Source organism: Adhaeribacter sp. (assembly GCF_057359045.1).
This window is the reverse complement of the sequence record NZ_JBMQUD010000067.1, coordinates 36901-48947: the sequence shown is the minus strand read 5'-3', so window position 1 is coordinate 48947 and position 12047 is coordinate 36901. Positions and strand designations below refer to the sequence as shown.

Here is a 12047-nt window from a genome sequence, read left to right as displayed (position 1 = left end):
CCAGGTAATTTGCATTAAAATAAAACCGAACCAGTTTATACCGGTAAAATAAATATTCTGGATAGAACCTAAATAAGAACGAAGCAAGCTGCTTGGTTTAAAATAATATACATGCAAAAGGTAAGACCTAAAAAACACCTTGGTCAACATTTTTTAGCCGACCAGGAAATTGCCCGCAATATTGTGGGTTTGCTGCAGTTGCCCCGGGCTACGCATCAGGTACTGGAAATAGGCCCCGGCATGGGCGTACTTACCCAATATTTAATCCCGCAAAAAAACTTAGAACTGACCGTAATAGATATTGATGCTGAATCTATTGTTTACCTGAAAGAGCATTATCCGGCATTACGGGGCAAAATAATTCAGGCCGATTTTCTGAAAACAGATTTAGGCGGCATTTTTCCGGGGCATTTAAGTATAATTGGCAATTTCCCGTATAATATTTCGAGCCAGATATTTTTTAAAGTATTGGATCACCGGCACCAGGTTACCGAAGTAGTGGGCATGTTGCAGAAAGAAGTAGCCGAACGGATTGCCGCCCCACCCGGTTCTAAAGTTTACGGTATTTTAAGTGTACTGCTGCAGGCATATTATACTATCGAGTATAAATTTACGGTGCCGCCGCATGTTTTTGAACCACCGCCCAAGGTGCAATCGGCGGTAATCAGGTTAGAGCGCAACGATACGGTACAGCTTAATTGCAACGAGAAAAAATTTATTGAAGTAGTAAAGTTAAGTTTTGGCACCAGGCGTAAAACTTTACGAAATTGCCTGCGGCCCTACCAATTACCTGAAGCCGTAACCCAAGCCGAAATATTTAATAAACGCGCCGAGCAATTATCAGTAACTGATTTTGTAGAATTAACCAGGCTGATAGAAGCGAATACCTGAGATTATGCCATTTGAGATTACAAAAGAATACGTAGAACAGATTGAGGAAGCGGTAGAGCAGAAAAACTCGGAATTTATTATTTCGAGTATGGAAGACTTGTATCCGGCCGATATTACCACGGTGCTGTACGAGCTGAATACCGAGCAATCTAAATACGTGCTCGATTTGCTGGACCCGGAAGTGGGCGCCGAAATATTAAGTGGCCTGGATGCGGATGTACGAACCAACTTTCTTAAAAATTTCACAAGCGAAGAAGTAGCCCGCTACGTAAACCTGATGGACTCGGACGATGCCGTGGACATCCTGAACGAGCAGAAAGTACAATCGCGCGAAGAAATTATTTCGTACCTCGACAACGAAGAAAAAGCCGCTGACATTATTGACCTTCTGCACTACGAAGAAGATTCGGCAGGTGGTTTAATGGGGAAAGAACTCATCAAGGTAAACGTAAACTGGCAGGTACGGCAATGTATTGAAGAAATCAGGCGGCAAGCCGAAAATGTAGAGCAGGTATACGCCATTTATGTGGTAGACGACCGTGACCTGCTGGTCGGCCGCATTGCCATGAAAACCCTGATTTTATCGAACGATCACACGCCCATTGCCGAATTATTCGATGATGATGTCATCGCGATTGAAACCTACCGCAAAGATACCGAAGTGGTAGACGTGATGCAGAAGTACGATCTGGAAGCCATACCGGTAGTAGACTCGCAGGGTAAATTAATGGGCCGTATTACCATCGACGACGTAATAGACGTAATTCAGGAGCAAGCCGAAACCAATATTCAGCTCATGTCGGGTATTTCGGAAGACGTAGAAGAAGATGATAGCGTTTTCCGGTTATCGCGCGCCCGTTTGCCCTGGCTCATTATTGCCATGATCGGCGGTTTATTGGGGGCCAGGTTTATTAAATTATTCGAGTCTGAGATTGCCCTTATTCCGGCTATGGCCATGTTTACCCCGCTTATTACGGCCACCGGCGGCAACGTAGGCATTCAATCCTCGTCGCTTATTATTCAAACCTTAGCGAGTAAATCAGTTATATTCGATAACCTGACCCAACGTTTACTAAAAGTATTGCTGGTAGCGCTACTCAATGCCGTGGTAATTTCGTCGATGGTAATGGGTTTTAACCTCCTGTTTAAAGAAGAAACCAAGTTGGCCATTGTGGTATCGGTAGCCTTATTTAGTGTGGTATTGTTATCGTCTATAATGGGTACCATTACCCCCATGATTCTCGATCGCTTAGGCATTAACCCGGCGGTAGCGGCCGGCCCGTTTATTACCACCGCCAACGATTTACTTGGTTTAGCGGTTTATTTTTTAGTTGCCCATTTACTTTTATTGCCTTAATATTTATTTACACCATGACACCCCCGACCCTAAACTGCCTTATTATTGATTTTATGCATCCGACCATTGTACCGATGCTGCAGGAAATAGGTGTTACACCCGATTATCGCCCCAATATTACCCCCGCCGAAATAATAGAGATATTACCGCAATACAACGGCCTGATGGTGCGCAGTAAAATCTTTATCTCGGCCGATATAATTGCTGCCGGTACTAAATTAAAGTTTGTGGCGCGGGCCGGAGCCGGCGTCGATAATATAGATGAAGCTGCCCTGGCCAGCAAAAAAATCGCTTTATTAAATGCGCCCGAAGGCAACGCCGATGCGGTAGGAGAGTTTACTTTGGGTTTGCTGCTGGCTTTGTTCCGGAATATTGTTAAAGCCGACGATGAAGTACGGGCATATAATTGGCAACGGGAGGCCAACCGGGGCGAAGAAATAATGGGCAAAACCATTGGCTTAATTGGTTATGGCCACATGGGGCGCGCCTTTGCCCGGCGTTTAAGTGGGTTTAGTTGCCAGGTTTTGGCTTATGACCGCAACGACGGCTTGGCAGCCGATGCGTACGCCACCCTGGTGCCTTTAGAAGAAATTTATGCCCAGGCCGATGTAGTAAGTTTTCATATACCTTTCTTACCCGAAAACCGCCACTTCGGGAACGCCGATTTCTTTAACCGTTTTCAGAAAGATATCTGGTTGCTCAATACCGCTCGCGGCGAAGTACTGGACCAAACGGCGGTGGTGCAATTTTTAAAAACCGGGAAAATTAAAGGAGCCGCCCTGGATGTACTGGAAAACGAAAAGTTGGCTACCTTAACCCCGAAACAAAGAGAAAACTTTAATTATTTAGTTGAGGCGCGTCAGGTAATTCTAACGCCGCACATTGGCGGTTGGACGCACCAGTCTTACATCAAAATAAACGAAGTATTGGTGCACAAAATAAAAAATTTGCTGCTAAAATCTGGTGCTAGTTCAAGCCAAAGTACCTCATCCAATGCAAATATTACTTAAGATAGCTCTGTTAACTGAAGTGCCATTAACTATTTAAATTTAATAGTTAACGGCTGTAATATAATAAAGTAGAATTTACCTGCTTATTCACACTTTTTAGTCATTAATCTCGACTTTTAAAGTTTTATTTTCGTATTAGGGCTATATTTCTAAGGCAAATTATTCCGTTATAAATAATAATCTGAATAGGTAGCCGGAAAAAACTTATGTAACCAAATTCAGATAATTTTTATATCTTGCGTTAAGAACGGTCGGCAACAGACCGTTCTTTTTATTTTTACATGCTATTAGATAACTGATAATACTATTATGGGAAAAGTTTCTTATTACACTGCCGAGGGTTTGCAGAAGTTGAAAGATGAACTCGCTGACCTAAAAACCAAAGGCCGGTCTGAAGTAGCCAGGCAACTGGCCGAGGCCCGCGACAAAGGGGATTTAAGTGAAAATGCAGAGTACGATGCGGCCAAAGATGCCCAGGGCCATTTAGAACTCAAAATAGCTAAACTCGAAGAAGTTGTAGGCAATGCCCGGCTCATCGACGATTCGAATCTGGATATGAGCAAAGCCTTGATTTTATCGAAGGTTAAAATTAAAAACCTGAACAACGGCATGGTAATGGACTACTGCCTGGTTTCGGAAGAAGAAGCCAACTTGGCCGCCGGTAGAATATCGGTTAAATCGCCGATTGGTGCTGGCTTGTTGGGCAAATCGGTTGGCGATGTTGCCGAAATTACGATACCGGCCGGCAAAATTAAGTTTGAAATTCTGGAAATATCGCGTTAACCGGTATGGATTCAATATTCACCAAAATAGTTAGGGGCGAAGTTCCGGCCGAAAAAATAGTAGAAGACGATCGTTTTCTGGCTTTTCTGGATGTTTTTCCGTTGCAGAAAGGCCACACTTTGGTAATTCCGAAAGAGCAGGTTGATTATATTTTTGATTTAGACGATACGCTACTGGCCGATATGCAAATATTTGCGAAAAAAGTAGCGATTGCGCTTAAAAAAGCTACCGGCTGTAAGCGGGTGGGTGTGGCCGTAATTGGTTTGGAAGTTCCGCATGCGCACGTGCATCTAATTCCGATTAACCAAATGAACGACATGAACTTTAGCCAACCAAAACAAAAATTTTCCTCGGAAGAAATGGCCGATATTGCCGCAAAAATCCGGGAACAGCTTTAATCAACTTAAATAAAAAAAAGTAAGACCTTGCAGAAAGTATCTGTAAGGTCTTTTTTATTTTAGCCCGGCTTTATAGATTTAAAACCAAAACCACTTACGCTGATAATAATTTATGCAAACACCTAACAATCCTATTTGGCTCATGAGTTCGGCCTTTGATAAACTTACCTTATCGGATTTAATTGCCCGCGCTCAAATTATAGGCGTGCAGGGGATTGACTTATGCGTGTTCCGCCGCGATGGTACCCGCCAGGACCACGTGGCTACGCATCTGGATTACGAACAATTTACTTTAGACAATGCCAAGCGTACTATAGCAACGTTTAATACGGCTGGTTTAAAATTATCGGTGGGTGCTTTTGAAAACCTGATTGGCGGTCCGGAAGCGGAACGGCACAAAAATCAGGATCATTTATTAAAGCTAATCCGGATTGCACATTTGTTGGGCGGGAATGCCAATGGCGTAATGGTGGGTACGTTTGTTGGGTATAACCACGAATTAGGTAATCAGGAATATGGTTTTCAGAAAAACCTGGAAGAATACGCGCGGGTATTTACGCCAATTATTAAATACGCCGAGGATTTAGGTGTAACCGTTCTGTACGAAAATTGCCCCATGGAAGGTTGGCGTTCGGCTGCTCATACGGGTACTTTTAATAATTTAACGGGCGTGCTGGCGGCGCGTAAGCTCATGTATGCCCTTATTCCCAGTTTGGCGCACGGCGAAATATATGATCCCTCGCACGATGTTTGGCAGCACGTAGACCCAGTAGAGGTAATGCAGGAAACCGATTTTACAAGGTTACACCGTATACACGTAAAGGCTACGCGTAATTTACAGAACCGGGTACGTGCGTATTGGGGCGGTATGTACCCCATGCAAACCGTAGACAAAGCTTTGGCCGAAAAGGCCGGCGTTCCGGTTCCGGCCCACGATTGGGACCGGCATAATTACGAAGCCATGTTACCGGGCTTTGGTGGTTCCGACAGTATGGATTGGCGGGCCTTTGTAGATATGATTAAAGCCAAAGGTTTTACCGGTCCTTTTGAAATTGAAAATGAAGCTAAAAATTCAAAAGATACCGGCAATTTAGAAGCCATTACGCAAGGTTTTAAAGGAGCGGTTTACGCTTTAATGCCCATGCTGTGGCCGCTTACCGAGGCGGGTTACCAGTTTAACCATACAGCGCAAAAACCTTTAGCCGAAGTAACTACCCGCGATATTCCCGTGGTTACCATGGACCAGCTTACCTAAATGTAAAAGAGAGTAAAATTACTCGTTTACCTGAGTAATTATTTAATCCGATTCGGGTTTTCGGTCAGGAAGCTTTTCCAGGATTTGGTACCGGCCTGTGTGTTGTTACCTTTTTGGTAATGGTGGCACAACGCTACGGCCAAGGCATCGGTGGCGTCAAATAATTTAGGCAACAAAGGTAATTTTAAGGTTTGTTCCAGCATGTTGGCTACCTGTTCTTTAGAAGCGTTACCGTTGCCGGTTATAGATTGTTTTATTCGTTTAGGGGCGTATTCTACGTAAGGAATATCCCGCGATAAAGCGGCCGCAATGGCCACGCCCTGGGCACGGCCTAATTTAAGCATCGATTGCACGTTGTTCGAGTAAAACTGCGCCTCAATGGCCATTTCGTCGGGTAAATACTGGTTTATCAGGTCTAAGGTACCATCAAAAATGCGCTTTAATTTAACCGCGTGGTTCGTTACCTTTTTTAAGTTTATGGTATCGTAAGTAATAACTTTTACTTTAGCACCACTTACTTGTATTAAAGCGTAGCCCATAATAGTCGTGCCGGGGTCCACGCCCAAAATGAGTTTTTCCGTTAAAAGGGTAGGAGTTGATTTAATCATGTAAATACAAAGCTACGAACATAAAGGCAGCTTCTAAAATTCACTAAGTTTAAAGGAAAAAGTTTACCTTTAACTTTACAGCATTATAAGGTTAAGCAAACCTTAATATTTAGTAAAAATCAAAGCAAGCATAGTGTTATAAATGAATGATTTATACGCAGCTAATTCAGAATAAATAATATGATTACGGATAAATCCAGGTTTGCAGCGGCCATTAAGAAATTTGATGAAGTAAATAGCGAAGACCCGAACGTTGAAATGTGGGAGGGGAAAGCTTACCCGAAAGAAGTTTTGTATGCCCAACGCATGACCGCGTGTTTAAACCAGGTAGCACCCGACGCATCCGAAGCCCTGCAACTCGCCGTCCGGTGCCAGCATATTAGGCGGTGGGCCATCTCGCGCCAGGATTTTCCGTTGGGTGTGCAGGGTTATAACAAGTGGCGCAACAGTTTAAAAAAGTATCACGCCGAAGTTGCCGGCCAAATATTGATTGAATTAAATTACCCCATTGAAATAATTGAACGGGTGCAGTTCCTGGTTCAGAAGCGTCAGTTAAAAATAGACCCCGAAGTACAACTTCTGGAAGATATTATTTGCCTGGTGTTTATGCAAAATTATTTTCTGCCCTTTGCCCAGCAGCATCCCGAAGAAAAGGTGATAGACATTGTACAGAAAACCTGGGTAAAAATGACGCCGCAAGGCCAGCAGTTGGCCCTGCAATTAGATTTGCCGCCTATGGCGCAGGATTTAGTAGCCAAAGCTTTAGCTTAAATTATTAAATTAGAATTTATGATAGACAAGCGCTTTTTTCTGGCCGGAATTTACACCCTTGGAGCCGCGTTACTAACCAGTTTTGCGCCACCATTGCACCAACATAAAAAGAATAATTTAACTGATGTGGCCGCTCCGGCTAATCTGACAATGTATTGGATTGATACGGAAGGCGGAGCTGCCACTTTAATTGTTACGCCGGCCGGCGAATCGGTGCTAATTGATTCGGGTAACCCCGGCGGACGCGATGCCAACCGGATTGTAAAAGTAGCCCGGGAAGTAGCCGGCCTGAAACAAATTGATCATCTGGTAACTACCCACTGGCACAAAGACCATTATGGCGGCGCGGCCGAAGTAGCCCAGCAAATATCCATTGGGGAGTTGCACGACAAAGGTATTCCGGATAATTTACGGGAAGATGCAAACTTTGCAGATAATATTAAGCCCTACAGGCAAATAGCTGTACAAAAGCGGACCCAGCTTAAGCCCAACACAAATATTAACTTAAAGCGTTTAGCCAAAGGCTTACCCAATTTAAACCTGCGGGTAGTAGGGGCCGATAAAAAATTTGTACCGGTAGCGGCCCAGGTTAAAGCCGGAACTACTTGCGCAGAAACCACCACCAAAGCCGAAGACACCTCCGATAATGCCAACAGCCTGGTACTGGTTATGGATTACGGCCCGTTTCGTTTCTTCGACGGCGGCGACCTGACCTGGAATGTTGAAAAAACCTTGGTGTGCCCGCAAAATTTAATCGGAACGGTAGATGTTTACCAGGTAAACCACCATGGTCTGGACCAAAGTAATAACCCGATATTAATTAAAAATCTGGCTCCTACGGTTAGCATCATGAACAATGGTACGCGTAAAGGCTGTGGCCCGCAAACGGTTACTGCGTTGCGCCAAACTCCATCCATTCAGGCGGCATACCAGGTGCATAAAAATATCCGGGAAGATGCCGAATTTAATACCCAGGAAGAATATATTGCCAACCTGGAAGAAAACTGCCAGGCCAACTTTATAAAACTTACCGTGGCGCCCGACGGCAAAAAATACACCGTAAGCATACCGGCTAAAAACCACGAAAAAACATTTACTACTAAACTAAACCGTTAACCAAAACCAAACCCCTCTTATTCATGAAAATTAAATTGCAGGTGTTGTTTACAGCGCTTTTATTAAGCGGTTTAACTACCGCGGCCTTTGGCCAGACCCAACCAAAAACCAAAGCTAAACCTTCCCAACCTTTAACCATTATGGATTCTAACGTCGGATTATTACGCCACGTCGTAATATTTAAATTTAAAGATAGCTCTACGCCCGAGCAGATAAAAGAAGTAGAAAGAGCTTTTTCGGCGCTGCCGAGCAAAATTAACACCATTGTGGGTTATGAATGGGGAACCAACGTAAGTCCTGAAAACCACGCCCAGGGCTATACCCATTGTTTTTTGGTAACCTTTAAAGATGCCGCAGGCCGCGATTTTTATTTACCGCATCCGGCGCACAAAGAATTTGGCAAAATATTGGGGCCGCACTTAGATAAAGTGCTGGTTATCGATTTTGTCGGGCAAAAATAATATTTAATTACTTATAAAAAGCAAGGCCGTACTAGCACAAGTATTACGGCCTTGCTTTTCAATATTTATTTTAATTACCAGACTTAATCCTTAGCCCAATAAAATATTTCTTATTCCAGGTTATACCCTTCTTACTTATAAGCAAATTTTGAACAGCCGGTTTGTTACCATTTGGCCTTTCTCACGCAAAATTATAAACTTGCATTAGCTTTTAAAAATGTAAATCTACAACCTGCCCGATTACAATTATTGCCGGTGAACCTAGTTGTTTTTCCTGGGCAATTTGCGTAATGGTTTCTACTGTGCCCAATGCCAGCTGCTGGTTAGGCCGGGTGCCGTTCTGAATAATGGCTACGGGCGTTTGGCTTTTTCCTACCGCTTTAAATTGCTGCATTATTTCGCCCAGATTTTTCATCCCCATTAATATTACCACGGTGGCCGTAGACTGCGCCGCTAACTGAATGTCGCTGGAAATGTGGCCCTGGGTAGTAGCGCCCGTTATCACCCAAAAGCTTTCGCTCACGCCTCGGCTGGTTAAAGGAATATTACAAGCAGCAGGTACGGCTACCGAGCTGCTAATGCCCGGTACTACTTCTGTGGCTATGCCGTGCGCATTGGCATGCAGAATTTCTTCGTAACCTCGCCCAAAAATAAACGGATCGCCGCCTTTTAGCCGCACAATGTGGCCGTACTTTAGGGCGTAGCTTACAATTAGTTTATTTATTTCTTCCTGCGCGTACTCATGGTTGCCCGATCGTTTTCCGACAAATAACTTGGGGGCTGCCGCCGGAGCCAGGTCCAGCAACTCCGGATTAATTAAGGCATCGTACAGTACGGCATCGGCTTGGGCAAGGGCCTGGGCACCTCTTATGGTAAGCAAATCGGTAGCGCCCGGACCGGCACCAATTAAGGTAACTTTTGGCTTTTTGGCTGGCATGAAATTTTGCCGGTATTGATGTGCGGCAATATTAAGAGATTTATGGCAGGCAAACAAGCCTAAATTGCGCACTCAAATTTACTTCCGGCATATACTCTTATCGTAAAAGTAAATAATCTTCTAAAGCCAGCGCATCGGTTAGCAGGTAATGTAATTGCCGCCGCAGATTTTTGTATGCTGACATGGTTTTCAGCAACTGCCGGTTCCGGGGCCGGTTAAAATTTACGTTTAGGTTCTCGGCTACTGTACCGGTTTTTACCGGGTTCATAATCAATATCCGGTCGGCCATAAAAAGAGCATCATCTAGGTTTTGCGTTGCGTAAATAATGGTCCGGGGTTTAGGCTCCGAGTCTTGCAGGTTTAGTAAACTGATATGAAGTAAAGATTTATCGGTTTGGCTTAAAGGGTCAAACAGGTTATCGAGTAAAATTACCTGGTAGCCGGTGGCAAAGCGCATAGCCAATTTAGCCTGCTGCAACACAATGCCGGGTGCCTGGATCGGTGTTAAAAACTGATAAGCACCCAAACCCGCCGCCTTTAAATATCCTTTGGTAACCGATTGTTTTTGCGGATACGTTAAATGCGGCTGGCAAATTTTTACTACTTCGTAAACTTGGTCATAAAAATTTTGCAACGGAGATAAAGTTTGGAAGTAGTTAGAGGCAACTGGCAAATTATATTTCCGGAATGGTGTGGCCGCATAAACTTTTGTAGACGAAGGGTGCTGCTCCGGAAATAAATGCGCTAACCAATTCTGGCTACTTAAGCGCGAGCCCAGCAGAATAATAATTTCACCTTCGCAATTACTAAGATTAAAATCAGGATTAATTTGGTAACGGCCGTTGTTTACGGGTAAAACTGGGCCTAAAGCCTTTATTTCGTAGTAGCGCATTATTTTCATAAGCCTGAATTTTAAAGATATTCTACTATGGGGTTAATAAAATTTATACCTTTTAATTTGTGCCTTTCCGTGAAAGCAGCATTTAGTTTTAATATTAGTGTTTGTTAGACAATTTTTTGCATGACTAAAGCACTGCTTTCACCGGAAAGGGCTTAATGTTTTACTTACCTATCTATTTTAGATTAGTTTAAAATTAATTTAAAGTTAGATTATTAATTAATTAGCAGATATGCTGTTTAATTAAATATTATATAGTAAAACTAAATAAAAGGTTTAAAATTAACAACGAATGATTTAAAATATAGTAATTATTCAAAATAAGCCTTTCTAATTGATGTCTCCTGAGAAAACTTTTAATAAAATTAAATAAAAGCCCTCAAAAATTTAAGAGGTCATTTTAGAATTACTAAGGCAACATCTTTAATAAAAGTCAAAATTAACTTTAATCTTTGCGGGATAAACAATTAAATATTTACTCAGCATAAACAAAATTTGTATTGGGCAATAAGTTTAGATTACCTCCTTGGTTTATTCTTTTAGGCAAAGGATTAATTGTAGTTAGTACTTTTTATCTACTCTACGAAGCCATTCTTACTGAAAATACCCAGCCCGAAACCTGGATACTCTCTTTAATAAGCATTCTCCGGAAAGGTGAGGGGCAAGCCATTGTTTGGGCGGCTTTGCTAATCTTAATCAATTGGGGATTGGAGGCCCGCAAATGGCAATACTTGGCTGCAAAAGTTGAAAAAATCAGCTACTGGTCGGCTTGTAAGGCCGTTTTGGCGGGCATGAGCCTGGGGTTTATAACTCCTAACCGGGTGGGCGACTATGCGGGCCGAATTATGGCTTTGCGCAGTCGGCAGCGTTTAGAAGGTTTAGGCGCTATTTTCTTAGGCCGGTTTTGCCAGTTAACCATTACGGTGGCAGTGGGTTCGGTAGCTGTTCTGTACTTTCTGGCCCAATACAACCAGATTCATGTACCTGTTTTGGTAAGTATGGCTTTTAGCCTGGTTTTGGTAAACGGCTTATTGGCCATGCTGCTTTTCCAGCCGCAAATAATGGTAGCAGCGGTTTTGGTAGTACCGGCTTTAAAAAAATATATCCGGTATTTATCCGTAATTACGGCTTACTCGGCTTCTGAAATATTTCGTTTACTTCTTCTATCGTTTTGGCGCTACCTGGTATTTGTGGGGCAGTTTATGTTGTTGCTATATGCTTTTGGCGTACAGGTAAGCTGGTGGCAAATGGCTTTGGGTGTAAGTGGCACCTTTTTGCTTAAGTCGGTGGTGCCTTCGCTCAGTGCGCTCTCAGATTTAGGTATGCGGGAATTATCGGCCATCTATTTTTTTAATTTAATGGGCCAGTCTAAACTGCAGGTAATGAGCGCCAGTTTAAGTTTGTGGTTTTTAAATATAGCCTTGCCCAGCTTAACGGGTTTAGCCTTTGTAGCCAGTGCCAAGTGGCAATTAAAAAAAGATAAAAAGGTTAAATTTTAACCTTATGGTTACTCCTTTAAAAAGTAAAAGCGACCAGGTATTATCCTAGTCGCTTTTGTTTAG

Annotated in this window: 13 protein-coding genes; 10 read left to right on the top strand and 3 right to left on the bottom strand. The window is 43.1% G+C overall.

What is annotated here, in order from left to right:
- The first annotated feature begins 111 nt into the window (after positions 1 to 111).
- The 6 genes from rsmA to ACO1R6_RS11060 all read left to right on the top strand — a co-directional run bounded on the left by rsmA (position 112) and on the right by ACO1R6_RS11060 (position 5694).
- On the top strand, positions 112 to 891 hold the full coding sequence (gene rsmA / locus ACO1R6_RS11085) for a 16S rRNA (adenine(1518)-N(6)/adenine(1519)-N(6))-dimethyltransferase RsmA (RefSeq protein WP_486264741.1): 780 nt from the start codon (positions 112 to 114) through the stop codon (positions 889 to 891).
- 4 nt (positions 892 to 895) lie between these two features.
- Positions 896 to 2248, top strand: a complete 1353-nt coding sequence (gene mgtE / locus ACO1R6_RS11080; protein WP_486264739.1) for a magnesium transporter — start codon at positions 896 to 898, stop codon at positions 2246 to 2248.
- A gap of 14 nt (positions 2249 to 2262) precedes the next feature.
- Entirely contained in the window at positions 2263 to 3258 is a 996-nt protein-coding gene (locus ACO1R6_RS11075; RefSeq protein WP_486264737.1) for an NAD(P)-dependent oxidoreductase, read from the top strand.
- A 309-nt stretch (positions 3259 to 3567) separates the two neighbouring features.
- A complete protein-coding gene (gene greA / locus ACO1R6_RS11070) occupies positions 3568 to 4041 on the top strand; it encodes a transcription elongation factor GreA (protein ID WP_486264735.1) in 474 nt (157 codons plus the stop codon).
- Positions 4042 to 4046: 5 nt separating this feature from the next.
- Positions 4047 to 4439: an HIT family protein gene (locus ACO1R6_RS11065; RefSeq protein ID WP_486264734.1), complete on the top strand. Its 393-nt coding sequence runs from the start codon at positions 4047 to 4049 to the stop codon at positions 4437 to 4439.
- 112 nt (positions 4440 to 4551) lie between these two features.
- Positions 4552 to 5694, top strand: a complete 1143-nt coding sequence (locus ACO1R6_RS11060; RefSeq protein ID WP_486264732.1) for a sugar phosphate isomerase/epimerase family protein — start codon at positions 4552 to 4554, stop codon at positions 5692 to 5694.
- A gap of 38 nt (positions 5695 to 5732) precedes the next feature.
- Here ACO1R6_RS11060 and ruvC read toward each other — a convergent pair whose 3' ends face one another.
- A complete protein-coding gene (gene ruvC, locus ACO1R6_RS11055) occupies positions 5733 to 6302 on the bottom strand; it encodes a crossover junction endodeoxyribonuclease RuvC (protein WP_486264730.1) in 570 nt (189 codons plus the stop codon).
- A gap of 180 nt (positions 6303 to 6482) precedes the next feature.
- On the opposite strand from ruvC, the gene ACO1R6_RS11050 reads away from it, so the two are divergent.
- Genes ACO1R6_RS11050 through ACO1R6_RS11040 form a run of 3 tightly spaced genes read left to right on the top strand, consistent with a single transcriptional unit; the run spans position 6483 to position 8650 of the window.
- Positions 6483 to 7073 (top strand): DUF4202 domain-containing protein, encoded by a 591-nt coding sequence (locus ACO1R6_RS11050; RefSeq protein ID WP_486264729.1) that lies wholly within the window; start codon positions 6483 to 6485, stop codon positions 7071 to 7073.
- A gap of 18 nt (positions 7074 to 7091) precedes the next feature.
- Complete coding sequence (locus ACO1R6_RS11045) at positions 7092 to 8189, top strand: ComEC/Rec2 family competence protein (protein ID WP_486264727.1); 1098 nt, start codon at positions 7092 to 7094, stop codon at positions 8187 to 8189.
- Between the two features lie 23 nt (positions 8190 to 8212).
- Positions 8213 to 8650, top strand: coding sequence for a Dabb family protein (locus ACO1R6_RS11040; protein ID WP_486264725.1), 438 nt, complete (start codon positions 8213 to 8215; stop codon positions 8648 to 8650).
- Positions 8651 to 8861: 211 nt separating this feature from the next.
- Here ACO1R6_RS11040 and cobA read toward each other — a convergent pair whose 3' ends face one another.
- Together cobA and ACO1R6_RS11030 are read right to left on the bottom strand one after the other, a co-directional pair.
- Entirely contained in the window at positions 8862 to 9587 is a 726-nt protein-coding gene (gene cobA / locus ACO1R6_RS11035; RefSeq protein WP_486264723.1) for a uroporphyrinogen-III C-methyltransferase, read from the bottom strand.
- 97 nt (positions 9588 to 9684) lie between these two features.
- Complete coding sequence (locus ACO1R6_RS11030) at positions 9685 to 10488, bottom strand: hypothetical protein (protein ID WP_486264722.1); 804 nt, start codon at positions 10486 to 10488, stop codon at positions 9685 to 9687.
- Between the two features lie 497 nt (positions 10489 to 10985).
- On the opposite strand from ACO1R6_RS11030, the gene ACO1R6_RS11025 reads away from it, so the two are divergent.
- Entirely contained in the window at positions 10986 to 11984 is a 999-nt protein-coding gene (locus tag ACO1R6_RS11025) for a lysylphosphatidylglycerol synthase domain-containing protein (RefSeq protein ID WP_486264720.1), read from the top strand.
- Positions 11985 to 12047: the final 63 nt, after the last annotated feature.